This is a genomic window from Pseudomonas sichuanensis (assembly GCF_003231305.1).
GTDB lineage: Bacteria > Pseudomonadota > Gammaproteobacteria > Pseudomonadales > Pseudomonadaceae > Aquipseudomonas > Aquipseudomonas sichuanensis.
On sequence record NZ_QKVM01000032.1, the window covers coordinates 35052 to 59807 of the forward strand.

26 protein-coding genes and 2 tRNA genes are annotated in these 24756 nt (G+C 65.4%); 16 read left to right on the top strand and 12 right to left on the bottom strand.

What is annotated here, in order from left to right; translation table 11 throughout:
- Window positions 1-230: 230 nt before the first annotated feature.
- Genes DM373_RS17300 through DM373_RS17310 form a run of 3 tightly spaced genes read right to left on the bottom strand, consistent with a single transcriptional unit; the run spans window position 231 to window position 3442 of the window.
- A complete protein-coding gene (locus tag DM373_RS17300; RefSeq protein WP_110994730.1) occupies window positions 231-1583 on the bottom strand; it encodes a glutamine synthetase family protein in 1353 nt (450 codons plus the stop codon).
- Window positions 1584-1599: 16 nt separating this feature from the next.
- Window positions 1600-2160 (bottom strand): helix-turn-helix domain-containing protein, encoded by a 561-nt coding sequence (locus tag DM373_RS17305; RefSeq protein WP_110994731.1) that lies wholly within the window; start codon window positions 2158-2160, stop codon window positions 1600-1602.
- Entirely contained in the window at window positions 2153-3442 is a 1290-nt protein-coding gene (locus DM373_RS17310) for an NAD(P)/FAD-dependent oxidoreductase (protein WP_110994732.1), read from the bottom strand. The genes DM373_RS17305 and DM373_RS17310 overlap by 8 nt, the downstream gene beginning before the upstream one ends.
- Window positions 3443-3652: 210 nt before the next feature.
- Between DM373_RS17310 and DM373_RS17315 the strand changes: the two genes are divergently transcribed.
- From DM373_RS17315 to DM373_RS17325, 3 genes are all read left to right on the top strand, one after another.
- Complete coding sequence (locus DM373_RS17315; RefSeq protein WP_110994733.1) at window positions 3653-4540, top strand: LysR substrate-binding domain-containing protein; 888 nt, start codon at window positions 3653-3655, stop codon at window positions 4538-4540.
- Window positions 4541-4634: 94 nt separating this feature from the next.
- Window positions 4635-5744 carry an agmatine deiminase gene (gene aguA / locus DM373_RS17320; protein WP_110994734.1) on the top strand — a complete coding sequence of 370 codons (1110 nt, stop codon included), beginning with the start codon at window positions 4635-4637 and terminating at the stop codon, window positions 5742-5744.
- The gene (locus DM373_RS17325) at window positions 5744-6835 is read left to right on the top strand and encodes an extracellular solute-binding protein (RefSeq protein ID WP_110994735.1); all 1092 of its coding nucleotides are present in this window, start codon (window positions 5744-5746) and stop codon (window positions 6833-6835) included. The genes aguA and DM373_RS17325 overlap by 1 nt, the downstream gene beginning before the upstream one ends.
- 3 nt (window positions 6836-6838) lie before the next feature.
- Here the strand turns inward: DM373_RS17325 and DM373_RS17330 are convergent, their stop codons facing one another.
- Window positions 6839-7018, bottom strand: coding sequence for a hypothetical protein (locus DM373_RS17330; protein ID WP_110994736.1), 180 nt, complete (start codon window positions 7016-7018; stop codon window positions 6839-6841).
- A 154-nt stretch (window positions 7019-7172) separates the two neighbouring features.
- On the opposite strand from DM373_RS17330, the gene DM373_RS17335 reads away from it, so the two are divergent.
- Window positions 7173-7916, top strand: coding sequence for a peptidase C39 family protein (locus DM373_RS17335; RefSeq protein WP_110994737.1), 744 nt, complete (start codon window positions 7173-7175; stop codon window positions 7914-7916).
- A gap of 85 nt (window positions 7917-8001) precedes the next feature.
- Here the strand turns inward: DM373_RS17335 and DM373_RS17340 are convergent, their stop codons facing one another.
- Complete coding sequence (locus DM373_RS17340; protein WP_110994738.1) at window positions 8002-9285, bottom strand: NAD(P)/FAD-dependent oxidoreductase; 1284 nt, start codon at window positions 9283-9285, stop codon at window positions 8002-8004.
- Between the two features lie 202 nt (window positions 9286-9487).
- Between DM373_RS17340 and DM373_RS17345 the strand changes: the two genes are divergently transcribed.
- Window positions 9488-9564: transfer RNA gene (locus DM373_RS17345), tRNA-Val, on the top strand.
- A gap of 125 nt (window positions 9565-9689) precedes the next feature.
- Here the strand turns inward: DM373_RS17345 and DM373_RS17350 are convergent.
- The 6 genes from DM373_RS17350 to DM373_RS17375 form a co-directional block, all read right to left on the bottom strand.
- Window positions 9690-10595: a MurR/RpiR family transcriptional regulator gene (locus DM373_RS17350; protein ID WP_110994739.1), complete on the bottom strand. Its 906-nt coding sequence runs from the start codon at window positions 10593-10595 to the stop codon at window positions 9690-9692.
- 82 nt (window positions 10596-10677) lie between these two features.
- Complete coding sequence (locus DM373_RS17355) at window positions 10678-11442, bottom strand: ABC transporter ATP-binding protein (protein WP_110994740.1); 765 nt, start codon at window positions 11440-11442, stop codon at window positions 10678-10680.
- Between the two features lie 19 nt (window positions 11443-11461).
- Window positions 11462-12574, bottom strand: coding sequence for a succinylglutamate desuccinylase/aspartoacylase family protein (locus DM373_RS17360; protein ID WP_110994741.1), 1113 nt, complete (start codon window positions 12572-12574; stop codon window positions 11462-11464).
- Window positions 12575-12583: 9 nt separating this feature from the next.
- Window positions 12584-13282: an ABC transporter permease gene (locus tag DM373_RS17365; protein WP_110994742.1), complete on the bottom strand. Its 699-nt coding sequence runs from the start codon at window positions 13280-13282 to the stop codon at window positions 12584-12586.
- Window positions 13283-13295: 13 nt separating this feature from the next.
- Complete coding sequence (locus DM373_RS17370) at window positions 13296-13985, bottom strand: ABC transporter permease (RefSeq protein WP_110994743.1); 690 nt, start codon at window positions 13983-13985, stop codon at window positions 13296-13298.
- Between the two features lie 24 nt (window positions 13986-14009).
- A complete protein-coding gene (locus tag DM373_RS17375; protein ID WP_110994744.1) occupies window positions 14010-14786 on the bottom strand; it encodes an ABC transporter substrate-binding protein in 777 nt (258 codons plus the stop codon).
- 351 nt (window positions 14787-15137) lie between these two features.
- On the opposite strand from DM373_RS17375, the gene DM373_RS17380 reads away from it, so the two are divergent.
- The 11 genes from DM373_RS17380 to DM373_RS17430 all read left to right on the top strand — a co-directional run bounded on the left by DM373_RS17380 (window position 15138) and on the right by DM373_RS17430 (window position 23739).
- Complete coding sequence (locus DM373_RS17380) at window positions 15138-15590, top strand: HvfA family oxazolone/thioamide-modified RiPP metallophore (protein ID WP_110994745.1); 453 nt, start codon at window positions 15138-15140, stop codon at window positions 15588-15590.
- Between the two features lie 237 nt (window positions 15591-15827).
- Window positions 15828-15904 (top strand) — tRNA-Val (locus tag DM373_RS17385).
- A 190-nt stretch (window positions 15905-16094) separates the two neighbouring features.
- Window positions 16095-16883 (top strand): alpha/beta fold hydrolase, encoded by a 789-nt coding sequence (locus tag DM373_RS17390; RefSeq protein WP_110994746.1) that lies wholly within the window; start codon window positions 16095-16097, stop codon window positions 16881-16883.
- Window positions 16884-16946: 63 nt separating this feature from the next.
- Window positions 16947-17348 (top strand): PaaI family thioesterase, encoded by a 402-nt coding sequence (locus DM373_RS17395; protein WP_110994747.1) that lies wholly within the window; start codon window positions 16947-16949, stop codon window positions 17346-17348.
- A gap of 77 nt (window positions 17349-17425) precedes the next feature.
- A complete protein-coding gene (locus tag DM373_RS17400; protein WP_110994748.1) occupies window positions 17426-18415 on the top strand; it encodes an acyl-CoA desaturase in 990 nt (329 codons plus the stop codon).
- Between the two features lie 15 nt (window positions 18416-18430).
- A complete protein-coding gene (locus tag DM373_RS17405) occupies window positions 18431-18700 on the top strand; it encodes an acyl carrier protein (RefSeq protein ID WP_110994749.1) in 270 nt (89 codons plus the stop codon).
- Between the two features lie 2 nt (window positions 18701-18702).
- Window positions 18703-19566 (top strand): class I SAM-dependent methyltransferase, encoded by an 864-nt coding sequence (locus DM373_RS17410; RefSeq protein WP_110994750.1) that lies wholly within the window; start codon window positions 18703-18705, stop codon window positions 19564-19566.
- 25 nt (window positions 19567-19591) lie between these two features.
- Window positions 19592-20842: a cytochrome P450 gene (locus DM373_RS17415; protein ID WP_110994751.1), complete on the top strand. Its 1251-nt coding sequence runs from the start codon at window positions 19592-19594 to the stop codon at window positions 20840-20842.
- Window positions 20843-20861: 19 nt separating this feature from the next.
- Entirely contained in the window at window positions 20862-21593 is a 732-nt protein-coding gene (locus DM373_RS17420) for a thioesterase II family protein (protein WP_157966855.1), read from the top strand.
- On the top strand, window positions 21575-23260 hold the full coding sequence (locus tag DM373_RS17425; protein ID WP_110994753.1) for a fatty acyl-AMP ligase: 1686 nt from the start codon (window positions 21575-21577) through the stop codon (window positions 23258-23260). The genes DM373_RS17420 and DM373_RS17425 overlap by 19 nt, the downstream gene beginning before the upstream one ends.
- Window positions 23261-23295: 35 nt before the next feature.
- Window positions 23296-23739: a PaaI family thioesterase gene (locus tag DM373_RS17430; RefSeq protein ID WP_110994754.1), complete on the top strand. Its 444-nt coding sequence runs from the start codon at window positions 23296-23298 to the stop codon at window positions 23737-23739.
- An 18-nt stretch (window positions 23740-23757) separates the two neighbouring features.
- On the opposite strand, the gene DM373_RS17435 is transcribed toward DM373_RS17430, so the two are convergent.
- A complete protein-coding gene (locus tag DM373_RS17435; RefSeq protein WP_110994755.1) occupies window positions 23758-24663 on the bottom strand; it encodes an AraC family transcriptional regulator in 906 nt (301 codons plus the stop codon).
- Window positions 24664-24756 lie beyond the last annotated feature (93 nt).

Below are 24756 nucleotides of genomic sequence, written 5' to 3' on the forward strand. Positions count from 1 at the left end.
GCTGGAAAGGCAGGGGTGCGGCAAACTGCCGCGCTAGAGGCGGTACATGGTAAGCCGCAAAGTATGCGTTGTCAGCACTGACGCCATCGCGGGGCAAGCCCGCTCCCACGTTGTGGACTGCCCCCAGGCGTTGGATTCATTTCCTACTTATGGGGGCCGTCCATTTTCCTGGCTCTCTGGCTCTCTGGATCTCTGGCAGCGTGGGAGCGGGCTTGCCCCGCGATCGGTTGCTACAGGAACCAGCGATACTCCCGCGCACTCACCTCTTGCATGAACGCCAGATGGTCCTGGCGCTTGTTCTCGCAATACACCATCACGAACTCCGCCCCCAGCCCCTCATTCACCGCCGAATGCCCGCGCATGGCTGCCACCGCGCCGAGCATGTCCTTGGGGAAATCGATGCCGCTGCTGCGATCCTCGTTCAGCGGCGCAATCGGCTCCTGCCCGGCATCGAGCCCGTGCTCCATACCGCACAGGATCGCCGCCAGCACCAGGTACGGGTTGGCATCCGCCCCCGCCAGGCGATGCTCGATACGCAGGTTGCGTGGGTCCGACTCGGGGATGCGGATGCATGCGTCGCGGTCTTCGAAGCCCCAGCTGGCGCGGCTGGCGGCATTGACCATGGCGCCGTAGCGGCGGAACGCGTTGTGGTTGGCGGCGAAGATCGGCATGCAGTGCGGCAGCAGCTCCAGGCAGCCGGCCACGGCGTGGCGCAAGGGGCGTTGGTCGTTGGCCGCGAGTAGGTTGTTGCCTTGCGGGTCGTAGAGGCTGACGTGCACATGCATGCCGCTGCCCGGCGCCTGCAGGTAGGGCTTGCTCATGAACGAGGCGCGCAGCCCATGCTTGAGTGCCACGCCGCGGGTGCTGCGGCAGAACAGCGCCGCCCAGTCGGCGGCGCGCAGGCCGTCGTCGCAGTGGCCGAAGTTGATCTCGAACTGGCCTGGGCCCAGCTCGGCGGTGATGACGTTGGCGTCCACCCCTTGTGCGTTGGCGGTCTCGACCATGTCGCGCAGCACGTCCGAGAAGCGTGACAGACGCTCGATATGCATGTTCGGCTGGTCGTCGGCGTCGGCACTGAACGGGTCGTGGGGGAACTGCGGCAGGCCTTCCTTGAGCGCCCGGTCGAACAGGTAGAACTCCAGCTCGAACGCCACCACCGGGCGGATACCGCGACGCTCCAGGCGCTGCAGCACGCGGGCGAGCACTTCGCGCGGTTCGAATTCGATGGGGGCGGCGGTGCCGTCGGAGGTGATCAGCATCTGCCCCAGCGGCTCGCGCTCCCAGCTCACCGGCTTGAGGGTGCCGGGCACCAGGCGCCGTGGGGCGTCGGGGTCGCCGTCGTTGAAGCAGTAGTCGCCGATCGGGAACAGACCGCCTTGCACGCCCAGCAGTACGCAGTTCTGCGGCAGCTTCAGCGGGCTGCCGGCGGCGACCTTTTCCAGCATGTCGATGGGGTAGCGCTTGCCGTAGAAGTGCCCGGGGATGTCCAGGCTGATCAGGTCGACATAGCGCACCTGCGGGTGTTGGGCGCGGAAGGCGCGGACTTCGCCGAGCAGGTCGGGCATTGTTTTTGTAGTTGTCATGGTCATGCTCATGCTCTTAACGGAAGACCCAGAGGACCCGGGTCGGCTCGGTGGTGAGGTTGGCGTAGCGGAACTGGTTGTGCGGCGGCAGCTGGAAGCTGTCGTTGGGGTACAGGGTGACGGCCTGATCAACGCCTTCGAGCCACAGCGTCAGCTCGCCTTCGAGGACGAAGCCGCCCTGTTCCGAGCTGTCGTCCAGGTGCCCATCGCCACTGCTGGCACCCGGTGCCAGGTGGCTTTCGAGCATGGCGAAGCGGCCATTGAGGGTGGGCGAGACCAGCACGTCGGTGACGCCGGCGGCGTAATACAGGGTGCGCCGCTCGCCGGGGCGGGTGACCCAGTCGATCTCCCGTGGCGGCACGGCCTGGTAGAAGTAGGTGGTCGGCACCTGCAGGGCTTCGCTGATGGCGGTGAGGTCGGCCACGGTCGGGCGCGACAGGCCGCGTTCCACCTGCGAGAGGAAGCCCAGCGAGCGGTTGACCCGCCCGGCCAGCTCGTCCAGCGTCAGGCCTCGGTGCTTGCGCAGGTCGCGCACCAGCCGCGCCAGGCCTTGGCTGTCGTCGGTCGACTCAGACATGGTCGCGCATCCTGTACCAGGCCTTGGCCGCGGCCTCCAGTGGTGCAGCCAGGAGGTCGCCGCCGGGGAAGCGGCCGTTGTCGATGCCCTGGTACAGCGCCAGCAGATCGTCGTCGCCAAGAATCGCGTCACTGACCGCCCGCGCCCCGGCCAGGGTCGGCAGCACGCCGTGCCCGGAGAAGCCTTGCAGCCAGTAGCGCTGGCCTTGGCGACCGATGTCCGGGGTGCGCTGGATGCTGCAGTCGATGTGGCCGCCCCAGGCATGTTCGATGGCCACCCCGCGCAGTTGCGGGAACACCCGTTCCAGGTAGGGGCGAGTGGCGGCGGCGACATCCTTGGGGATGCCGCCCAGGTAGGTGCAGCCACCGCCGAACAGCAGGCGGTGGTCGGGGGTGAGGCGGAAGTAGTCGGGGACGAACTGGTTGTCGATCACGCAGCTGTTGCGCGGCAGCAGCGAGGTGGCGAAGTCTGCGTCCAGCGGCGCGGTGGCCACCTGGTAGGAACCCACCGGCAGCAGGCGCCGCGCCAGGTTGCGGTCGAGGCGGTCGATGTAGGCGTTGCAGGCCAGCACCAGCACGCTGCTGAGCACTTCACCCTTGTCGGTGCGGGCGACGAAGCCTTCGGCCGTTTCCTGATAGTCGAGCACCTGGCTCTGTTCGAAGATGCGCCCGCCGGCCTGTTCGATCGTGGTAGCCAGGCCCTGGGCCAGCTTCAGCGGGTTGAGGTGGGCGCCGTTGGGGTCCAGCAGGGCGGCCTGGTAGCGTGGGCTGTCGATCCACTCGGGCAGCTCGTCGCGGCCGATCAGGCGCAGGCAGTCGTAGCCGAATTTCTGTGCCGCGTCGCGTTGCGCTTCCTCCAGCAGCTTTACCCGCCTCGGCAGCACTGCGGTCCACAGGCTGCCCCGGCGGTAGTCGATGTCGAAGCCGTGGCGCGCCGGCAACTCGCCCATCTCGCGGGCGGCCCAGCACATGCTGTCCCACAGACGCCGGCTGCGTTCCAGGCCCAGGGCCTTTTCCAGCGGTGGCATGTCGCAGGACCAGCCCGGCAGGGCCTGGCCGCCATTGCGCCCGGAGGCGGCCCAGGCGACGCGGCTGGCTTCGAGCAGGGTCACGCGTTTACCGGCCAGGGCCAGGCGCAGGGCAGTGTGCAGGCCGCTGAAACCGGCGCCGATGATGAGGATATCGGTGTCGTGCTGGCCTTGCAGGGTAGGGCGCAGGGGGATGGCGCTGGGGTAGGTCTGGGCGTAGTAGCTGGCGACGTGCTGGGCGGATTGCTTGAACATGCCGGTGCCTCGTGAAATTTGTTTTGATTATTTTCATGAAAAAATAGCAGATAAATTTCATTGCGCCAGTGAGGCGAGGTTGGCGATATGATCCGGGGACCGCGTTGCGGTCCTTTCGTGGTACAGAGGAATGCGTATTCCTGTAGGAGCGGCCTTGTGCCGCGAAAGGGCTGCGCAGCAGCCCCAATGACAAATACAAGGCTTACGCCCATGCGCCGCCTACCCTCGCTAACCGCCCTGCGCACTTTCGAATGCGCCGCCCGTCACGGCCACTTCGGCCGCGCCGCCGCCGAGCTGTGCGTCACCGACAGCGCCGTCAGCCACCAGATCCGTCAACTGGAAGAACAACTCGGCGTCGCCCTGTTCGAGCGGGTCGGCCGCCAGGTGCGCCCAAGCGCCGAGGCCGAGCGCCTGCTGCACCACCTGCAGCAGGCCTTCGAACTGATCGGCAAGGCCTGCGACGAGCTGCGCGACCCGGCCTCCCAGGCTGTGCTGCGGGTGGCGGTAACGGCGGAGCTGGCGCAGAAATGGCTGGTGGCGCGGCTGGCCGACTTCAGCAGCCGCTACCCGCACATCACCCTGCACCTGCACGACCAGCCGATCGACGCCGGCGCCCCGGCGCTGGACGTCGACCTGGCCATCACCTACGGCACCAGTACCCTGGATGCCAGCACCCACTTCGTGCGGCCCTTGCCGCTGCTGCAGTTCTTCCCGGTGTGCAGCCCGGGCCTGTTCAACCAGGGCGGCCTCAAGCGCCCGCGCGACCTGGTGCGCCATTGCCTGTTGCACGACGACCAGGATGGCCGCACCTGGACCACCTGGCTGGCCACCCACGCCGAAGACGCCTTGCCCACCCGGCAACTGTATTTCCCCCATGCCGCCCTGGCGCTGGAGGCGGCGTTGCTGGGGCAGGGCGTGGCCATGGGCGATAACCTGACCTGCCAGGCCGACCTGCAAAGTGGCCGCCTGGTGCGCCCGTTCAGCGCCAGCGTCACCGCCCAGGGGCAGTACGCGCTGGTGTGCGAGCGCCTGCGCCTGGAACGCGGCGCGGTGGCGCAATTCATCGAATGGTTCATCGAACAGTTGGGCGATAGTTGAATCAAATTCAGCTATCGCTGAGTTTTCATCGTTGGAAGGCAAGAGCGCCGCGGCGTAGCGTGCAGTCATCACTCAACGACCCCGAGGTTGACCCATGGCACGTTCGTTCACCACCACCCCCAAGGCCGATGGTTTCCGCTTGCCCGGCGAATTCGAAGCCAAGGCCGGCTGCTGGCTCGGTTGGCCGGAGCGCCCGGATGTGTGGCGCAATGGCGGCAAACCGGCGCAGAAAGTCTGGGTCGAGATCGTCACGGCCATCGCCAGCAGCGAGCCGGTGACGGTCTGTGCCTCCGCCGCCCAGTACGCCAACGCCCGCAACCTGCTGCCGGCCCATGTACGGGTGGTGGAAATGACGTGCAACGACACCTGGTTCCGCGACAGCGGGCCGTGCTTCGTGGTCAACGATCAAAGCGGCGAGGTGCGCGGCGTGGACTTCGAGTTCAATGCCTACGGCGGCCTGGACGGCGGCCTTTATTACCCTTGGGACAAGGATGACCAGATCGCCCGCAAGATCCTCGAGATCGAAAACCTCGACCGCTACCGCGCGCCGTTGATCGCCGAGCTGGGCGGTATCCAGAGCGACGGTGAAGGCAGCCTGCTGACCACCGAGCAGTGCCTGCTCAACCGCAACCGTAACGCCCACCTGGGCAAGGACGAGGTGACCCGCCGGCTGCAGGACTACCTCGGCGCCGAGCAGGTGATCTGGCTGCCGCGCGGGTGCAAGTTCGACGAAACCGATGGCCATGTCGACGACCTGGCCTGCTTCGTGCGCCCCGGCGAGGTGGTGCTGCAATGGACCGACAACCGCGACGACCCGCAGTGGGAGATCTACCAGGAGGCCTATGACATCCTGCGCAGCACCCGCGACAGCCGTGGCCGCGCGCTCAAGGTGCACAAGCTGCCGCAGCCCGAAGTGCTGCGCTGGACGGCTGAAGAGGCGGCGGGCCTGGACCATGTCGAGGGCACCCATGTGCGCCAGGCGGGTACGCAGATCTGCGCTTCCTACATCAACTACTACGCCGGCAACTCGGCGATCGTCGTGCCGCTGTTCGGTGACCGTAACGACAGCATCGCCCAGGCCACCCTGGCCGAGCTGTTCCCCGGCCACCGCATCATCGGCATTGAAAACAGCCGCGAGATCCTGCTCGGTGGCGGCAACGTCGCCTGCATCACCATGCCGCAATATGCCGGAGGCCGCCGCTGATGAAACGCCTGGCCCTCGCACTCGCCTTGGGCTGCATGGTGTCGGCGGCCACGGCCGCCGATGCCGACAAGCCCACGGTCAACCTGTACATCTGGGGCGAGTACCTGGCCCCGGACACCTTGGCCAACTTCGAGAAGGAAACCGGCATCCGCGTGGTGGCCGACCATTTCGATTCGCTGGAAACCGCCGAGACCAAGCTGCTCACCGGCGGCAGCGGCTACGACCTGGTGCTCAGCGCCGGCCAGCACCTGAGCCGGGCCATCGCCAGCGGCGCACTGCAGCCGCTGGACAAGTCGCGCTTGCCGCACCTGCAAGGGGTAGGGGAGGCGTTTCTTGAGCACATGGCGGTGTTCGACCCAGGCAACCGCTACGCCGGCACCTACGCCTGGGGCACCACCGGCGTGGGCTTCCAGCAGCAGGCGGTGGCCGCGCGGTTGGCCGACGCCCCCAAGGACAGCTGGGCGATGCTGTTCGACCCGCAGGTGGTGGCGAAATTCGCCGATTGCGGGGTCAGCCTGCTCAACGACCCCAACGAAGTGTTCGCGGCGGTGATGCGCTACATGGGCCTGGACATCAACCAGCAGCGGCTGGAGGACCTCAGGGCCGCCGAGGCGCAGTTGCGCAAGGTGCGTCCGTACATCCGCTATTTCGACAACGACCGCAACATCAATGACCTGGCCAATGGCGAGACCTGCGTGGCGATGTCGTGGAACGGCAACGTGGCCATTGCCCAGGCCCAGGCGCAGCAGGCCGGCAAGCCGTTCGGCCTGGACTACAGCATCCCCCGCGAGGGCACGTTGATCTGGCTCGATGCCTTGGTGGTGCCCAAGGACGCACCGCATCCGCAAGCGGCCTGGGCCTTGATGGATTACCTGATGCGCCCGGAGGTGATTGCGCCGATCACCGACACCATCCACTACGCCAATGCCATCACGGCGGCCGACGACCTGGTGGATGCGCAGATCCGCGATGCCCCGGGCACCTACCCGCCGGCTGCGGTTCGGGCGCGGCTGTACAGCAAGAACGACAACGACAAGGCGTTCAACCGGGAGCTGACTCGGGCGTTCAGCCGTTTGAAGAGCGGCACCTGAACCTCAGTGCGCCCCTGCATGCCGCCGTGCACGGCGTGCCTGCTGCGGTTTGGCCAGGGGCGGCGTGGGCAGGTGGTGGGGGTGGGAATGCCGCCGCACGATGCGCAGCACGCCCCAGAGCATGGCGGCTGCAACGCTGAGCCACATGCCGACCAACATGAGGATTGCCATGGACAGGGTCATGAATGCCTCCTTCTTCGTGACGGGCACTGCGTCATCCCGGGCACAGTTGATAGTCTAGCCCGGCGCCTGTGACGTTCCATTGACCGAAGGTCGAGTGCTTGGGCCGTTTGGTTCCAAGCACGGCCCGGGCTATACCCGGGCGCGGTGGCAGCCTATGATCGGTGGCCATGGCCGGGCGGCATCCGCCTGGCGTCGGAACAAGCGAGTGCCCATGTTGCAAGACCTTCCCAAGTCCCGGGGTTTGAGCCCCCGTCGTCTGCTTGCCGCTTGCCTGGTGGCCGCCGCCCTGACCGGCTGCGCCAGCACACCGCCGGCGACGCTCAAGAGCCTGCCGCAGCGGGTCGAGATCAGCAGCGTGCCGTTCTACCGCGGCAATGCCAACCACAGCGGGTCGATGGCCTTGGCGGCGGTGCTGTCGGCCAAGGGCGCGCCGATCACCCCGGGCTTGCTGGACAAGCCGCTGGGCCTGCCTGGGGCCGCCGAGTCGCTGGACAGCGCGATCCCCAAGGTCGCGCGGGAATACGGCATGCTTGTGTACCCGCTGGACAAGCGGCTTGACGCGCTGCTGGCGCAAGTGGCCGCCGGTTACCCGGTGCTGTTGCGTTTTCAGGAAGGCTCGGCCTGGTGGAGCGAGCCACGCTACGCCGTGCTGATCGGTTATGACCGCTACAAGCAGCGGGTACTGCTGCGCGCAGGCATGCACCGGCGGCAATTGATGAGCTTCGATAGTTTCGAGTCGGCGTGGGCCAAGGAAGGCAGTTGGGCGGTGCTGGTGCAGTCGCCTCGGCAGTTGCCGGCCCAGGTGGATCGCCAGCGCTGGTTGCAGGCGGCGGATGAGCTTGCGCGCTCGGGGCAGGAGATTGCGGCGAAGCAGGCGGTCAATAGCCTGGGGCATTGAGGTGAAAAATCGCGGGGCAAGCCCGCTCCCACGTTAATGACGTGGGAGCGGGCTTGCCCCGCGATGGTTTGTCGCTTTTGGTCTGTCAGAAGCCCAGGCGGTCACGCAGGCTGTAGTACCAGGCGCCGAGGGCGCTGAACGGTACACGCAGCATCTGGCCACCCGGGAACGGGTAGTGCGGCAGGCCGGCGAACGCGTCGAAGCGCTCTGCCTGGCCGCGCAGGGCCTCGGCCAGCACCTTGCCCGCCAGGTGGGTGTAGGTCACGCCGTGGCCCGAGCAGCCTTGCGAGTAGTAGATGTTGTCGCCAATGCGACCCACCTGCGGCAGGCGCGACAGGGTCAGCAGGAAGTTGCCGGTCCAGGCGAAGTCGATCTTCACGTCTTTGAGCTGCGGGAAGGCCTTGAGCATTTTCGGGCGGATGATCGCCTCGATGTTGGCCGGGTCGCGCGCGCCGTACACCACGCCGCCGCCGAAGATCAGGCGCTTGTCGCCGGTCAGGCGATAGTAGTCGAGCAGGTAGTTGCAGTCCTCGACGCAGTAGTCCTGCGGCAGCAGGGTGCGGGCCAGTTCCTCGCCCAACGGCTCGGTGGTGATCACCTGGGTGCCGCACGGCATGGACTTGGCGGCCAGTTCCGGCACCAGGTTGCCCAGGTAGGCGTTGCCGGCGACGATGATGAACTTGGCGCGGACCTTGCCCTGCGGGGTGTGCACCACCGGGTTGGCGCCACGCTCGATGCGGATGGCCGGGGTCTGCTCATAGATGATACCGCCCAGCGACTCGACTGCCGCGGCTTCGCCCAGGGCCAGGTTGAGCGGGTGGATATGGCCGCCGCTCATGTCGAGCATGCCGCCGACATAGCTGTCGCAGGCGACCACTTCACGGATGCGCTTCTGGTCCATCAGCTCCAGCTGGGTGTGGCCGAAGCGTTCCCACAGGCGCTTTTGCGATTCCAGGTGGCCCATCTGCTTGCTGGTCAGCGCGGCGAACACGCCGCCGTCCTTCAGGTCGCACTGGATGTTGTACTTGGCCACGCGCTCACGGATGATGCGCCCGCCCTCGAAGGCCATCTTGCCCAGCAGTTGTGCTTCTTTAGGGCCGACGGTGCGTTCGATCACGTCGATGTCGCGGCTGTAGCTGTTGACGATCTGGCCGCCGTTGCGGCCCGAAGCGCCGAAACCGACCTTGGCGGCCTCGACGATGCTCACCTTGAAGCCGTTCTCCAGCAGGAACAAGGCGCTGGACAGGCCGGTGTAGCCGGCACCGATGATGCACACATCGGTTTCCACCTCACCCTGCAGCGCCGGACGTGGCGGCACCGGGTTAGCCGAGGCGGCGTAGTAGGACTGGGGGTAGGGGGTAGTGGCCATGCTCGAGGAACCTCGTGTTTTATATTTTTAACGAATGTACCGATGCTATCAATAATAATAAACACCCGCTAGTCGTCCGGTGAAAATCCTTTACGCCGACCCTGCCGCTATCCTTTTTTAAATATTTTTAAGATTCAGTGGCTTAGCGTGAAAAAAAGCGTTGACAGCGTTTTTGTAACGGGTAGAATGCGCCCCACACGACAGGCACATAGCTCAGTTGGTTAGAGCACCACCTTGACATGGTGGGGGTCGTTGGTTCGAGTCCAATTGTGCCTACCAAACAAAAGCCCCGGGTAACCGGGCATCGAAAAGGGCGATCCGCAAGGGTCGCCCTTTTTGTTTGCGCAAGATTCCTGTCTCGGCACTTCGGCACGGGAGCGGCGGCTCCCGCGCCAGCCCCGCCGCTAACCCCTGCTGCCTTTGCCGCCAGGCACATGCAGATAGGCCATCACGCTCTCGGTCAGCTCGGTGGCCAGTTTCACCGCTTCCTTATTACGTGCCATGACGCCGGCCACCAGCCCTTCGATCAACGCCAGCACGGCGATGTTGGAACTGGTAAGCACCGGATGGTCGGCGGGCGCGAACAGCACATGGTGGGCAATGGCGGTCAGCGGCGAGGCCGGTGAGTCGGTGATTGCCAGTACCGTGGCGTTGCGCTCGCGGGCATAGCGCGACAGTTGCAGCGTGTCCTGGGAATAGCGCGGCAGGGCGATCGCCAGCAGCACGTCCTGCTCGTCGATCACCGCCAGCCTGTAGGCTGCGTTCTCGTTGCCACCTTCCATGCTGATGGCCAGGGCGTCGTTGCAGAACGGCACCAGCGTCGAGGCTGCCAGGCTGGCCAGGTAGGCGCTGTTGCCAAACCCCAGCACATAGACCTTGCGTGCCGCGAGCAGGCGCTTGACGAAGGTTTCGAAGGTGTCGGCCTGGTTGTTGCTGGCGGTCGTCGCCAGGTTGCTGCTGGCGCTCTGGATCTGCTCGTGCAGGCCAAAGTCGCCATCGGGGCGTTGGGCCAGCTCGTTGCGCAGCTTGTCCACCGGCGAAACCATCTGCTGCAGGGTCGTCACCAGCTCTGCTTTCATGCCGCTGTAGCCGCCCAGGTCCAGGGCCTTGGCCAGGCGATTGACCGCCGCCGGCGAGGTCGCGGTGGCCTGGGCCATCTCTTCGATGGTCAGGGTCGCGGCCTTCAAGGGGTGACGCAGGATATAGTCGGCGACCTTGCGCAGCGAAGGCGGCAGCTCGGCCAGGCTTTGCGACAGTTTGCGCATGACCGGCGAGGCATACACGGTGGTGTTCTTCGTATGGCTCGGCATCCGGCGCGAAGCTCCCTGAAAATTTGGGCCGTAGTGTATCCCAAGGCGCCCCGCGGCGGACGGCCGCAGAGCGCCGGGGGGCTTACTTGAGGCTGCCCGCAAGGAACTGGCGCAGGCGCTCGGACTGCGGCCGTGCCAGCACTTCGCGCGGCGCGCCGCGTTCTTCGGCAACGCCCTGGTGGAGGAACAGCAACTGGTTCGACACCTCGCGGGCAAAGCCCATCTCGTGGGTGACCACGACCATGGTGCGGCCTTCCTGGGCCAGGTCCTGCATCACCTTGAGCACTTCGCCGACCAGCTCCGGATCGAGCGCCGACGTGGGTTCGTCGAACAGCATCACCTCGGGCTCCATGGCCAGTGCCCGGGCGATTGCCACCCGTTGTTGTTCGCCACCGGACATGTGCGCCGGGTAAGCGTCGCGCCGGTGGCTGACGCCCACCTTGTTCAGGTAATGCTCGGCCTTTTCGCGTGCCTCCTTGCGGTTGATGCCCAGCACCTGCACCGGCGCCTCCATCACGTTGTCCAGTGCGCTCATGTGCGACCACAGGTTGAAATGCTGGAAGACCATGCTCAGCCGTGAACGCAGGCGCTGCAATTGCCGCGGATCGGCCGTCCGCAAACCGCCACGCGGGCATTCGCGCAACTTGAGTTGCTCGCCGTTGACCACGATCTGCCCGGCATTGGGTTGTTCGAGCAGGTTGATGCAGCGCAGGAAGGTACTCTTGCCCGAGCCACTGGAGCCAATGATGCTGATCACGTCGCCGGCGTTGGCCGCAAGCGACACGCCCTTGAGCACCTGGTGGCTGCCGTAGCTTTTATGCAGGTCCTGGATGTGCAGTTTGTTCATCGGTCGGTACTCGTAGGTATCAGTCGCTGAGCAAGCGACCCTGGCGGATGGGGGTACTGCCGGCGACCTTGGCCAGCCACAAGCCCGGCTGGGCAAAGCGCAGGCGTTCGCGGGCGTAGAGAATGCCGTCGGTGGTGGCCCGGACCACGCTGTGGCGGTCACTGAGCGGGTCGATCACTTCGAACAGCGGGTCGCCGACCCGCACCTGGGCCCCCAGGGCTTGCAGGTAGCTGACCACGCCGGGGTGCTCGGCGTAGGCGTACTGGGCGCCAGCGAATGGCGTGGCCTGGCAGCCAAGCGTCGGTGCGCTTGGCCAGTGGCCGCTGATCAAGCCTTGCTCGGCCAGGTAGCCGAGGATCTGCTCGGCGCTGGCCTGGCACTGCTCGCGGCCGGTGTCGGCCATGCCGCGTAGCTCGATGGTGGTGGCCACGCAGGCCAGGGGGATCTCGGCCTGGGGGAAGTGCGTGCGCAGTTGCAACCACGGCGCCGCGCAGGCTTCATCGAACGCGTCGCCGCCGGCACCCTCGGCCAGCAGCACCGCTTCGGCGCCCAGGCGCGCGGCCAGCGAACGCAGCTGCGGCCAGTGCTGTGGCATTGCGTAGAGCAGCATCACCGATTCGAAATCGCAGTGCAGGTCCAGCACCAGGTCGGCGTCGCAGGCATGGCGCAAGAGCAGGCGACGCAAGCCGTCCAGCTCCGACTGCGGCGGTGGCAGGGCATCGATGAGCTCGACCATGGCTTGGCGAACCGTTGCCACGTTGCTGGCCTCGTCGTCGCCCAGGCGACCTTCCAGGCGGGTGGCCAGCGCCTGGGTCAGTGCCGGGAAGTCGCGGTTGAAATTCTTGCCGCTGTTGAATTCGAAACGGCCCTGATGAGTGGCCTGGAACATCTGGCCGATGCCGATCGGATTGGCCAGGGGCACCAGTTCGATGGTCCCGTTGAGCCGGCCTTGGGCCTCGAGCTCGAGCAGGCGCCGCTTGAGTTCGACGGCAACGCGCATGCCCGGTAGTTCGTCGGCGTGCAGCGCAGCCTGGATGTAGGCCTTGCGCGGCCCGCTGCCAAAACGCAACACGCGCAGGCTCCGCTGGGTGCCGCAGGCGCTCCAGGGCAAGGTATGGTCAATGTGCTGCATGCAGGCTCCTTAATGCTTGCGTGGGGCCAGGTAGGCCAGCCAGTGGCGCTCGGCCAGTTTGAACAGGCGCACCAGCAGGAAGGTCAGGGCAAGGTAGATCAGCCCGGCGGTGATGAACGCCTCGAAGGGCAGGTAGTAGCGCGCGTTGAAGGTTTTTGCAGCGCCCGTGATGTCCACCAGGGTGACGATCGAGGCCAGGCTGGTGGTCTGCAGCATCATCAGCACCTCGTTGCTGTACTGCGGCAGGGCCCGGCGCAAGGCCGAGGGCAGCAGGATGCGCCGGTACAGGGTCAGGGGTGACATGCCCATGGCGCGGGCCGCTTCCAGCTCGCCGCGCGGGGTTGCCCGCAGGCTGCCGGCCAACAGCTCGGCGCTGTAGGCGCTGGTGTTGAGGGCGAAGGCCAGGCAGGTGCAGAAGGTCGCGCTGGACAGGTACGGCCACAGCGGGCTTTGGCGCACGGCTTCGAACTGGGCCAGGCCGTAGTAGATCAGGAACAGCTGCACCAGCATCGGCGTGCCGCGGATCACATAGGTGTAAAGCCAGGCGGGGTAGCGCAGCAGGCACCTGCGCGAAACCCGCATGAGCCCCAGGGGGATTGCCAGCGCCAGGCCGCAGGCCAATGAAATCAGCAGAACCTTGAGGGTCAGGGCAATGCCGTTCAGGTACAGCGGCAGGTTCTGCCAGATCAGCTGGTAGTCGAGCATCATCGCAGCGGCTCCCTTACAGCTCGGCGGCTTTGTAGCCGGCCGAGTAACGTTGTCCCACGCCGCGCAGCAGCACCAGCGACACACTGGTCAGCAGCAGGTACAGCGCCGCCACGGCGAGGAAAAAGGTGAATGGCTGGTGGGTGGCGTCGGCCGCGTTCTTGGCCTTGAACATCATGTCCTGCAGGCCGATCACCGAGATCAGCGCGGTGGACTTGGTCAGCACCAGCCAGTTGTTGGTGAACCCCGGCAGCGCCAGGCGCACCATCTGCGGCAGGCTGATCCGCCAGAACACCTGCAGGCCGCTCATGCCATAGGCCGCGCCAGCCTCGGCCTGGCCCTTGGGAATGCCCAGGAAGGCACCGCGGAAGGTTTCCGACAGGTACGCGCCGAAAATGAAGCCCATGGTGCAGACCCCGGCGATGAAGGGGTTGATGTCGATGTACTGCGAGTAACCCAGGGCCAGCGCCAGGCGGTTGACCAGGTCCTGGCCGCCGTAGAACACCAGCAGGATCAGCACCAGGTCGGGGATGCCGCGCACCACCGTGGTGTAGACCTCGCCCAGCGCCGCCAGCCATTTGAGGGGGGACAGCCGGCAGGCGGCGCCGAACAGGCCCAGGCCGATGGCCAGCGCCATGGCCAGCAGGGCCAGTTCGATGCTCAGCCAGGCACCCTCGAGAATGCTCGATCCATAGCCGTGAAGCATGATGAAAACCCTCGCAAGCCAGCGTTACTGGCCGTAGATATCGAACGGGAAGTACTTGCTCTGCACCTGCTGGTAGGTGCCGTTGGCGCGGATCGCGGCGATGGCGGCGTTGAGGCGCGCCAGGTTGGCAGTGTCGCCTTTGCGCACGGCGATACCGGCGCCACGGCCGAAGTACTGAGGGTCGCTGATGTCCGGCCCGACCAGGGCAAAGCCTTGGCCGGCGGGGGTCTTGATGAAGCTCTCCGCGGTGTTGACGATGTCGGCGAGGGTGGCATCCAGGCGCCCGGACACCAGGTCGAGGAAGGCTTCGTTCTGCGAGGCATAGCGCACCACTTCGACGCCCGCGGGCTCCAGTTGCTCGGTGGCGAAACGGTCATAGGTGGAGGCGCGCTGCACACCTACCTTGCGGCCCTTCAGGTCCACGGCAGGTACGGCGAGCTGGCTGCCGGCCTTCATCGCGAACTTGCCCGGGGTGTGGTAGTAGCGGTCGGTGAAATCGACCGACTTCAGGCGGTCTTCGGTGATCGACATGGACGACAGCACGGCGTCGATCTTGCGCACCTTCAGCGACGGAATCATCCCGTCAAACTCCTGGATCACCCACTGGCACTTGACCTGCATCTGCGCGCACAGGGCATTGCCGATGTCGTAGTCGAAGCCGGCAAGTTCGCCTTCGGGTGTGCGGTAGGAGAAGGGCGGGTAGGCCGCCTCGATACCGATCCGCAGGCTTGCTTCATCGGCGTGGGCGAGGGCGCTGCAGGCACAGAGGGCCAGTGCGCCGAGAAGTCCGGTCTTGTTCATTTTATCGACTCCGGTGGGTGGGCAATGCCGCCCGGCGCTGCATGGGCGAGGGGGCGGCGGAACTGAAATTGACACAATTAATTTCACAAATCAATACGGTGAAAATAAACATGTCAAAAAAGGCGATGCCCGGTTCACCCTGGCGGCCGAGCGGGCGCCGGCAACCACTCCGACCCGAGGATGTATCTCTTTGTATCCGCCCCCGGCCTTTGCAATCTCGCTTACAAATACCGCTGCCGATGGATACGCCCCGGATACACGCCTGGGGCCAAATGCGTCAGCCCGAACGAAAAGCCTGTCGGCGATGTTCCGGGCCCTCATGGCACAACCCAACCGCTATCGGAGCAACATATGTCCAACACCAAGACTCGTATCGGCCTGCTCACCATCGCCCTGGTGGGCGGCATCAATCTCACCACCTCGGCCTTCGCTGTGGAGGCGTTGCCCCAGGGCTACCAGGTAGCCGCTGCCGGCAAGACCGCGGAAGGCAAGTGTGGCGAGGGTAAATGCGGCGCGGGCGCAGCCCAGGCCAAGGGCGCCCAGACGGAAGGCAAGTGCGGTGAAGGCAAGTGCGGCGATGCTTCCTTCGCCCGCACCGACACCGACCACGATGGCCGCGTCTCGCGCGCCGAACTGCTGGCGGTGGCGCCCAAGGCCAATGCCGAGTTCGACGCCATCGACGCCAACCACGACGGCTACCTGTCGGAAGGCGAGGTGTACCAGTTCCGCAAGGGCCAGTTCGACGCCAATGGCAAGCCATTCCCGGCCGACCTGTACAGCAAGCTGAGCCAGGCCAAGAACTGAACCTCGGTAATGCCCAAGCGCGGCGCCGGGCACCTGGCCCGGCCAAGCTCTTCGCTCGGTTTTTCCGATGCGCCGATCATGGAGCGCTTGAGTTTCGACCGGGCAATGGTCAGCGGTCGGTTGGCGTGGGCCGCGGGTGTTGCCGGCCGCTCTGGCTTGTTTCGCAAAGTTTTTGATTTTTTTGAAAAAAACGCTTTACAGGTAGGTCTTCGATCACTAATATGCGCCCCACACGACAGGCACATAGCTCAGTTGGTTAGAGCACCACCTTGACATGGTGGGGGTCGTTGGTTCGAGTCCAATTGTGCCTACCAAACAAAGTCCCGGTTTACCGGGCATCAAGAAAGGCGACCCGCAAGGGTCGCCTTTTTTGTTTTGGCCATCTGCCATGGCTTCCTTGGGCATCCGACCCAGGCGCGCGGAAAAATATCTGACATGGAAATTTGACAAGGCCCCGTCCTTGGCTATTTTCAGCCGAGCGCCTGAATATCAAGGAAGATAAAAATGAGCGTCATCAGGATCAATGGACGATCGATCCACTATACCGACACCCTACAAGGTGATGTCGCCCTGGTCTTCTCCCACGGCCTGCTCATGGACCGCAGCATGTTCGACGCACAAGTCGAAGCGTTGCGCGAGCACTACCGGGTCATCACCTGGGACCAGCGTGGGCATGGGCAGGCGGGGCCGAACCGTGAACCCTTCAGCCTGTGGGACAGCGCCGACGACCTGGCCGCGCTGCTCGACCATCTCGATATCCCCCAAGCCGTTCTGGTCGGTATGTCCCAGGGTGGCTATGTCAGCCTGCGCGCCGCCTTGCGCTACCCCGAAAAGGTCCAGGCATTGGTGTTGATCGCAACCCAGGCCGGGCTCGACGCGCCTGGGCAGCAGCAACTGTATGCGCAGTTGCTCGACGCCTGGATGAACTATTCGTTGACCGATGCCTTGGCGCAAACCGTGGCGGGCTTCATCCTCGGTGACGACCCGGCGTTGGCCGCGCCATGGATCAGCAAGTGGAAAGCCCTCGATACCACCACCCTCGCCCTGAACTTCAAGGCCCTCGCCGAACGCGATGACCTGCTGCCCCAATTGGCTCGCCTGCAACAGCCGGCCCTGGTGATCTGGGGCGACGCAGACCGCGCCATCAGCCAGGACAAGGCCCAGCAACTCAAGGCGGGGCTGGCCCACAGCCAGTTCTCCAGCGTCGCCGGTGCCGCGCATGCGGTGAACATGACCCACGCCGAGCGCGTCAACGCCGATATCCGCAGGTTCCTGTCCGAAGCCGTGACCTAGAGCGAACGCCACATTCGCCCTTCGATGACCTGACTCCAATTACAAAAGCAACAGGACGTTGATATGGATATCCCCGAGGGTTTCAAACCGTTGTTTCGCAGCAGCCCGTTCCTCGACCTGCTGGGCCCGTTCCATTACCGCGAAAGCCGCGATGGCTTTACCGTGGGTATTCGTGTGCAGGAAAAACACGCCAATGCGCGCGGCCTGGCCCATGGCGGCCTGTTCATGGCCCTGGCCGACATTGCCCTGGGCTACAACGCCGCGTTTTCCAAGGACCCGCCCCTGAAACTGGTGACCACCAGCCTGACCGCCGATTTCGCCGGCTCCGCCAAGGTCGGCGACTGGCTGGAGGCGACGGTCGACATCCAGAAAACCGGCAGCCGCCTGGTCTTCGCCAACAGCTACATCAACGTCGGCGAGGAACGCGTGGTCCGCGCCAGCGCCTCGTTCCTGGTGGCTGGCTGACCGTACCACCGGCTGCTGGCTGAGCGCCGGCCGCCGCCCCCCAAGTGCCATTCATCCTGAATCATGGAGTGATCGACATGGACAGTGCCGCGCGCGCGCCGGAAAAACTTTCCGGGGTCGAAGACCGACCTGAACGCAAGGACCCCAAACGCAAAGCCATCAGCAGCCCGTACTTTCATCGGCTGCAACGCAAGCATTTCCTGCTGTTCGACGTGTTGCCCATCCTCGGCGTGGTCCTGGCGATCGCGCTGGCCTTCATTCACCCGGTCAGCACCGTGGACATCGGATTGTTCGTTGCCTTCTGGGCCCTGTCGGGCATCGGTATCAGCGTCGGCTACCACCGCTATTTCACCCACCGTTCGTTCAAGGCCAAGCCGATGGTCGGCGCCGCGCTGACCGTGCTCGGTTCGATGGCGGGGCAGGGCGCGCTGCTGTCCTGGGTCGCCATGCACCGCCGGCACCATGAACTGAGCGACCAGCCTGGCGACCCGCACTCGCCAAACCTGCATGGCCCGGGCCTGGTGGCCGGCATCACGGGCCTGGTGCACTCGCACTTCACCTGGATGAAGGAGCACGACTACCCCAACGTTGCCTACTATGCCCCGGACCTGCTGCGTGACCCGCTGGTGGCGCGCACCGCACGTCACTACTACAGCTGGGTCGCGCTGGGCCTGGTGCTGCCGGCCATCCTGGGCGGGTTGCTCAGCCAGTCCTGGTGGGGTGCGCTGACGGGCTTCTTGTGGGGGGGCGCCGTGCGCATGTTCGTCGTCGGCCACATCATCTGGTCGATCAACTCGCTGTTGCACCGCTTCGGCACCCGGCCCTACCAATCCCGCGACTTCAGCCGCAACGGCGGCGTGTTCGGCCTGCTGACGTTCGGTGAGGCCTGGCACAACAACCACCACGCCTTTCCCGAGTCGCCCTCGTTCGGCCTGCAATGGTCGGTGTTCGACCCAGGCTACTGGGTGATCCGCGGCCTGAACCTGGCCGGCCTGGCCTGGGACCTGCGGGTGCCCAGCGCGCAGCGAAGAACCAGCCGTAAAAACAGAACACTACAACCACGCTAACAAGGAAGCTCGATCATGACCTCATTCGAAGTTGTCACCGCCGACAAGGACACCGTGGTTCACTGGTGCAGGGAGCAGATCGGCCAGTTGCTCAACGCCCCTGCGAGCACTGTGGATGAACGCAAGGATTTCAGCGAACTGGGCCTGGACTCGTCGCTGGCCGTATCGCTGCTGATCGAGATCGAGCAAGCCTACGGCGTCGAGATCTCCGCCGAGGAGCTGTTCGACAACCCCTCGATCACGGCGGTCGCCAGCCTGATCGTGGCGCGCAGCAGGAAGGCCTGACCATGAGCACCGCGCCTGCCGAACAACGCCTGCACGCCGAGTCGCAAGCCATCCGTCATCACTACGACGTGGGCAACGACTTCTATGAATTGTGGCTGGACCCGACCTTGTCCTACTCCTGCGGGCGTTGGGTCGGCTGCGACACCCTCGAAAACGCCCAGAACAACAAGATCGCCTACCACCTCGACGCGATCGATGCACCACGCCTGCAGTCGGTCCTGGATGTCGGCTGTGGCTGGGGCGGGGTGCTGCAGGCCCTGGAACGGATGCCCAACATCAACCGCGCCGTGGGCCTGACGCTGAGCGAGCAGCAGGCCCGGCATATCGAGGCCCAGCCTTGGGGCAAGGTCGCGGTGCACGTCAGCAACTGGCAGGAATATGAGCCCGAGCAGCCATTCGACGGGATCATTTCCGTTGGCGCCTTCGAGCACTTTGCCGCCCCCACCGACAGCATCGAGGAAAAGATCGCGATCTATCGCCGGTTCTTCAGTGCCTGCCGTGGCTGGCTCAAGCCCGGCGGCCGGCTCTCGCTGCAGACCATCGCCTATGGCGCCATGGCCCGGGAGCAGGCCAGCCGGTTCTTCAACGAGCAGATATTCCCCAACGCGGACTTGCCGACCTTGAGCGAGATCGCCGAAGCGGCCCAGGGCGTGTTCGAGATCGAGCGCGTCGAGAATGGTCGCCTGGATTACGCGCGCACCTGCGAGCACTGGTACCGGCGGCTGTCCGCCAACCGGGCGCTGGCGGTGGAGCGGGTGGGTGAAGAGGTGGTCAACCGCTACCTGCGTTACCTGAAGATGTCGGCCTATGGCTTCCAGTTCGGCAAGATCCAGTTGTTGCGGCTCCAGCTCCACGCTCTGCGCTAATCCATCTGATGGAAGGAAACTGTCGATGTCCGAAAGTGCCCAGAGTCAGCGATCCTGCGCTGACAAACCCCTGCAGTTGCCGCGTTTCAACCCGTTCAGCGCCGAGTTCCGCGAAACGCCCTACCGGGTCTACGGCCAGTTGCGCGAACACAACCCGCTGCACAAGGTGCTGGGCATGTGGGTGGTCACCCGGCATGCCGATGTCATGGGCATCCTGCGCGACCGCAGTTGCAATGCCAGCATCATTCCCCAGCAGGTGGACAACCAGGCGGCCAGGTTCGGGCGCGACAATGCGCCGTTCCAGCGCCTGGCCTACAAGTCGATCGTGTTCACCGAGAACCCTGACCACAATCGCCTGCGCAAGCTGATGAACATCGCCTTCAGCGCCAAGGCGCTGGATCAGCTGCAGGCGCCCCTCGAGGGCATGGTCGAGGAGCTGCTGGCCGAGGGTTACCGGCATGGCGGCCTGGACATCGTCGCCGGGCTGGCCCAGCCCTTGCCGCTGCGCATCATGTGCCACTGGGTCGGGCTGCCGAGCGAGATGCACGCCACCATCGATGCCTGGACCCATGCCATTCGCTTCCTGCTCGAGCCGGGGTTGATGGTCAAGGACGATTTCGAGAAGGTCAGCGCCGTGCTCGATGACTACATGGCGTACCTCTCGACGGTGATCGACGAGCGCAGGCGAGCGCCCCGGCAGGACCTGATCAGCCAGCTGCTCGACCTGCAGTTGGATGGTGACCGCCTGAACCAGGAAGAGCTGATCTTCGTCTGCATCATGTGCTTCGTGGCCGGCAACGAAACCACCAAGAGCCTGATCGGCAACGCCATCCACGCCTTGCTCGAGCACCCGGCGCAGTACCGCTTGCTGCAACAGCGCCCGGAGCTGGTCGCCGGCAGTGTGCAGGAGGCGCTGCGTTACGAGACGCCGTTGCAGCACACCAAACGCCTGGCCACCCGCGATCTGGTGCTGGACGGCCAGCCGATCAAGGCCGGCGAGCAGATCCTGCTGTGCCTGGGTTCGGCCAACCGGGACGAGCGAGTGTTCGCCGATGCCGAGGCGTTCGATATCGAGCGCAAGACCAAAGGCCACCTGGCATTCGGCTACGGCATGCATGGCTGCCTGGGCGCTTTGCTGGCCGAGCGTCAGGCCGAAGCAGTGATCGGGCGCTTGCTGCAAGGGCCGCCGATGCTGCGCGGGGGCGCCGCGCCCAGCTGGCAATCGGGCAGCTTCATCGTGCGCAGCCTGGCGGCCCTCGATGTCCAGTTCGCCTGACGCTGCGAGGCGGCCGAACATGCACGGGCAAGGCGTTTCGCTGGTGTGCTTCCCCCATGCCGGCGGCAGCAATGCCACCTACAACGCGTGGGGCGCGCGCCTTGGGCCGGGCATCCGGCGGCTGCGGCCGGGCTGCTTCGACAGCCACGGGCAACGCGCCGGTTTCAGTACCCTCGACGGCCTGGCCCTGCATATCGCCGGGCAACTCGCCGGCCAGCCCGCACCGCTGGTGTTCTATGGCCACAGCATGGGGGCGATCCTGGCCTACGAGGTTACGCGCCTGCTGGCGCGTGACAACCCGCGGCAGGTGGCACACCTGTTCGTCTCTGGGCGCCGCGCGCCGCAGTTGGCCGCGCGGCTTGCGCCGGTTCACCAGTTGGCCGATCACGCCTTCATCGAGGCCTTGCGCGCCTATGGCGGGGTGCCTGCTGCATTCGATGGCAACAGCCGCCTGCTGCACAGCCTGGTGCCGGTGATTCGCGCCGACCTGGCGTTGGTCGAAACCTATGGTTATACGCCCCACCCGCCGTTGCGGTGCCCGATCACGGCGATCCACGCCACGGATGACCGGGTCGTGGTGGCTGACGAGCTCATGGCCTGGCAGCACAGGACCTGCGCCGCGTTCGAGTTTCAGGCCTGTGACGGCGGCCACTTCTTCCATGTCGAGCAGCCGCAGCGGCTGGTCGATCTTCTGCAGCGATCATTCGCCGGGCCACTCGACAGGAGCGTTGCATGCGCGCCACCCCATTGATCACAGACTGCCTCGACCGGCACAGCCAACACTGCCCGGACAAGCCGGCCTACCTGTTCCTGAGCGAAGGCTTGCAGGTGGAACGCCAGCTAACCTTCGTGCAGTTGCGCACGGCGGCCAGGCACTTCGCCGGGCAACTGCTCAGCCGGGCGCGGCCGGGTGACCAGGCGCTGTTGATCCTGCCGCCAGGGCTGGATTTCATCGTGGCGTTCTTTGCCTGCCTGTACGCCGGGGTGGTCGCCGTGCCCTTGTGCCCGCCCAATAAAAGGCGCTCGCAGCGCACCCTGCAAGGCATCGCCGAGGACTGTTCGGCGCGGCTGGTTGTCACGGTCAAGGTGCTCGGCGATGCGCTCGAAGGCCAGGGGCCGCGCGAGGGACTGGTCTGGCTGGCCATGGACAGCCAAGACCTGCCCGAGCCAGTGCCGCTGTGTGTACCGGCAGCCGACCCGCACACCCTGGCCTTCATCCAGTACACCTCTGGTTCCACCAGCGCGCCGAAAGGGGTGATGGTGAGCCACGGCAACATCGCCGCCAACCAGGCCATGATCTGCCAGGCATTCGGCCACAACCCGGACTCCACGGTGGTCGGCTGGGTGCCGCATTACCATGACCAGGGCCTGATCGGGAACATTCTGCAGCCCATGTTCGTCGGCGCCACCAGCGTGCTGATGTCGCCAGTGACGTTCATGCGCTGGCCGTTGCGCTGGTTGCAAGCGATTTCCAGGTATCGGGCGCACTCCAGCGGCGGCCCCAACTTCGCCTTCGCGGCGTGCATCAAGGCCTTGGCCCGTGAGCCGGACATCGAGCTCGACCTGCGCAGCTGGCAGGTCGCGTTCAATGGCGCCGAACCCATCCAGGCCGAGACCCTGAACGCCTTCCAGGCGGCATTCCAGCGCCATGGCCTGCGCCGCGAGGCGATCTACCCCTGCTATGGCTTGGCCGAGTGCACCCTGCAGGCGTGCGGCAACGAGAAGGGCAGGGGCCCGGTGACCCTAACCGTCGACCCCGAGGCCTTGCGCGACGGCCGTATCCTGCTGGCGTCGCGGGGCCAGACCCTGGTCAGCTCCGGCCGGGCGATGGCCGGTTCGCAAGTCGCGATCGTTGACCCTGGTTCAGGCAACGCCCTGGCAGCCTGCACCATCGGCGAGGTCTGGATCAGTGGCCCGCACGTTGCCCAGGGTTACTGGAACCAGCCCGCGCTGTCCGCGCAGGCCTTCTGCAACCCGTTATCGGGGGCCATTCAGGCACCTTATTTACGTACCGGGGACCTGGGCTTCATCCACCAGGGCGAGCTATACGTAACCGGGCGGATGAAAGACGTGATGATCATTCGCGGCAAGAACTACTACCCACATGACATCGAACACAGCGTTTCGGCCGCCCACCAGAGCCTCGAAGATTCGGCCTGCGCGGTGTTCGCCGTGGCCGGTTCCGAGGAAAAGGTCATCGTGGTGCAGGAAGTTCGCCGCGAATGGCGCAAGAAGATCGTGCTGGACGAAGTGATCTCGATCATTCGCCAGGCGGTGGTCAGCCACAACGACATCACCCCCCACGACATCGTGCTGCTGATGCCCGGCAAGCTGCTCAAGACCAGCAGCGGCAAGGTCATGCGCAGCGCCATGCGTACCCAGTACCTGGATCAGACTCTCGAGCGGCTGCAGGGTTAGCAGCGCTTCTCAGGCCAACGACAAGGAACGACACCATGCAAGAGTTCACTGCAAGCAACCCGGATTACGACGCCCATGTGCAAGCCGCAGTGCTGAGCATGCCGGCGGCCAGGCTGCTGGGCTTTCATTACAACTACCTCAAGCCAGGCTACTGCGAGATCGAGCAGCCCACGCGAAAAGAGCTGACCCAGCACAACGGCTACCTGCAGGGCGGCATCATCGGCACCTTGGCGGACTTCGCCGCAGGCTCGGCCGCAGGGACCCTGCTGCCGCCCGGCTGGGTCAACATGACCACCGACTTCACCGTCAAGCTGATCGCGCCGGCGGACGGCGAGCAGGTGCTGGCCAGGGGCCGGGTGATCAGCGCGACGCACAACACCACAGTGGCCGCGGCCGAGCTGTTCGCCATCAAGCAGGGCAAGGAAACCCTGTGCGCCACGGCGCTGGTGACCTTGCGCAACATCCCGTTGCGGGCGTGACGGCAGGCGCCGCAGGCCTCACACCGGCAGGCTTGTATACGGCTGTTCTTCCCCAGGGCTGCGGGCAAATTCGCGCTTGTACTCGCGGCTGAACTGCGAGGTGCTCTGGTAGCCCACCCGATGCGCCGCCTGGGCCACGCCCAGGCCTTCGCCGATCAGCATCTGCTGGGCCTTGAGCAGGCGCAGGCGCTTGAGGTACTGCATCGGCGCCAGGTCGGTGCTGCGCTTGAAGTGCTCGTGGAAGGTCGACACGCTCATGTTGGCCCGGCTGGCCAGCTCTTCCACGCTCAGGGCTTCGGCGTAATGCTCGCGCAAGAAGGCCAGCGCGGCGCCGATGCGGGCGAAGTGCCCCTGCTGTTCGACCAGCGCCCGCAACACCCCGGCCTGTGGCCCGCGCAAGGCGCAATAGAGCACCTCGCGCACCCGTGCCGGGCCCAGCACCCTGGCGTCCAGTGGGTCCTGCAGGCACTGCAGCAGGCGTTCGACGCTGCCGCGCATGGCCGCGTCCAATGCCGCCGAGCTCATCGATTGCGGGGTTTGCACCTGCACCGGCGCATCCGGTGCCAGGTTCATGCTTTGCACCAGCTCCCCCAGCTGCGCCCGGTCGATATCCACCGAAACCCCTAGCAGCGGAGCGTCCGGGGTGGCGAAGGTTTCGCACATGAAAGGCACCGACAACGCCTGGATCAGGTAATGCCCAGCCCCGTATTCCAGGGTGCGCGGGCCAAGGCGCGCCAGTTTGCTGCCCTGGGCCAGGATGATCAGGCTGGGCTCGTAGATCTGCGGGCTGCTGGCCACATAGTGGTCCCAGGTCAGCACCTGTACCTGAGGCAGCGTGGTCGGCACGAAGCCTGGGCGCGTGGCGAGGCCGCGGATTAATGAGCAGAGCGTGGCGTTGGCATCCACGTGGCGGGTGAGGTGCATGGTCAACCTGGGCAGAGAATCGGACAGTGGCATCTTCGCAGAATCGCAGTTCAGCGCCAGAGGTGGCCTGGCGATTCCGGAGAATCAGGCATG

What these genes read in the sequence shown, in the direction of transcription:
- DM373_RS17300 (WP_110994730.1), bottom strand. Translation starts at nt 1,583, where the DNA reads ATGACAACTACAAAAACAATGCCCGACCTGCTCGGCGAAGTCCGCGCC.
- DM373_RS17305 (WP_110994731.1), bottom strand. Translation starts at nt 2,160, where the DNA reads ATGTCTGAGTCGACCGACGACAGCCAAGGCCTGGCGCGGCTGGTGCGC.
- DM373_RS17310 (WP_110994732.1), bottom strand. Translation starts at nt 3,442, where the DNA reads ATGTTCAAGCAATCCGCCCAGCACGTCGCCAGCTACTACGCCCAGACC.
- DM373_RS17315 (WP_110994733.1), top strand. Translation starts at nt 3,653, where the DNA reads ATGCGCCGCCTACCCTCGCTAACCGCCCTGCGCACTTTCGAATGCGCC.
- aguA (WP_110994734.1), top strand. Translation starts at nt 4,635, where the DNA reads ATGGCACGTTCGTTCACCACCACCCCCAAGGCCGATGGTTTCCGCTTG.
- DM373_RS17325 (WP_110994735.1), top strand. Translation starts at nt 5,744, where the DNA reads ATGAAACGCCTGGCCCTCGCACTCGCCTTGGGCTGCATGGTGTCGGCG.
- DM373_RS17330 (WP_110994736.1), bottom strand. Translation starts at nt 7,018, where the DNA reads ATGACCCTGTCCATGGCAATCCTCATGTTGGTCGGCATGTGGCTCAGC.
- DM373_RS17335 (WP_110994737.1), top strand. Translation starts at nt 7,173, where the DNA reads ATGATCGGTGGCCATGGCCGGGCGGCATCCGCCTGGCGTCGGAACAAG.
- DM373_RS17340 (WP_110994738.1), bottom strand. Translation starts at nt 9,285, where the DNA reads ATGGCCACTACCCCCTACCCCCAGTCCTACTACGCCGCCTCGGCTAAC.
- DM373_RS17350 (WP_110994739.1), bottom strand. Translation starts at nt 10,595, where the DNA reads ATGCCGAGCCATACGAAGAACACCACCGTGTATGCCTCGCCGGTCATG.
- DM373_RS17355 (WP_110994740.1), bottom strand. Translation starts at nt 11,442, where the DNA reads ATGAACAAACTGCACATCCAGGACCTGCATAAAAGCTACGGCAGCCAC.
- DM373_RS17360 (WP_110994741.1), bottom strand. Translation starts at nt 12,574, where the DNA reads ATGCAGCACATTGACCATACCTTGCCCTGGAGCGCCTGCGGCACCCAG.
- DM373_RS17365 (WP_110994742.1), bottom strand. Translation starts at nt 13,282, where the DNA reads ATGATGCTCGACTACCAGCTGATCTGGCAGAACCTGCCGCTGTACCTG.
- DM373_RS17370 (WP_110994743.1), bottom strand. Translation starts at nt 13,985, where the DNA reads ATGCTTCACGGCTATGGATCGAGCATTCTCGAGGGTGCCTGGCTGAGC.
- DM373_RS17375 (WP_110994744.1), bottom strand. Translation starts at nt 14,786, where the DNA reads ATGAACAAGACCGGACTTCTCGGCGCACTGGCCCTCTGTGCCTGCAGC.
- DM373_RS17380 (WP_110994745.1), top strand. Translation starts at nt 15,138, where the DNA reads ATGTCCAACACCAAGACTCGTATCGGCCTGCTCACCATCGCCCTGGTG.
- DM373_RS17390 (WP_110994746.1), top strand. Translation starts at nt 16,095, where the DNA reads ATGAGCGTCATCAGGATCAATGGACGATCGATCCACTATACCGACACC.
- DM373_RS17395 (WP_110994747.1), top strand. Translation starts at nt 16,947, where the DNA reads ATGGATATCCCCGAGGGTTTCAAACCGTTGTTTCGCAGCAGCCCGTTC.
- DM373_RS17400 (WP_110994748.1), top strand. Translation starts at nt 17,426, where the DNA reads ATGGACAGTGCCGCGCGCGCGCCGGAAAAACTTTCCGGGGTCGAAGAC.
- DM373_RS17405 (WP_110994749.1), top strand. Translation starts at nt 18,431, where the DNA reads ATGACCTCATTCGAAGTTGTCACCGCCGACAAGGACACCGTGGTTCAC.
- DM373_RS17410 (WP_110994750.1), top strand. Translation starts at nt 18,703, where the DNA reads ATGAGCACCGCGCCTGCCGAACAACGCCTGCACGCCGAGTCGCAAGCC.
- DM373_RS17415 (WP_110994751.1), top strand. Translation starts at nt 19,592, where the DNA reads ATGTCCGAAAGTGCCCAGAGTCAGCGATCCTGCGCTGACAAACCCCTG.
- DM373_RS17420 (WP_157966855.1), top strand. Translation starts at nt 20,862, where the DNA reads ATGCACGGGCAAGGCGTTTCGCTGGTGTGCTTCCCCCATGCCGGCGGC.
- DM373_RS17425 (WP_110994753.1), top strand. Translation starts at nt 21,575, where the DNA reads ATGCGCGCCACCCCATTGATCACAGACTGCCTCGACCGGCACAGCCAA.
- DM373_RS17430 (WP_110994754.1), top strand. Translation starts at nt 23,296, where the DNA reads ATGCAAGAGTTCACTGCAAGCAACCCGGATTACGACGCCCATGTGCAA.
- DM373_RS17435 (WP_110994755.1), bottom strand. Translation starts at nt 24,663, where the DNA reads ATGCACCTCACCCGCCACGTGGATGCCAACGCCACGCTCTGCTCATTA.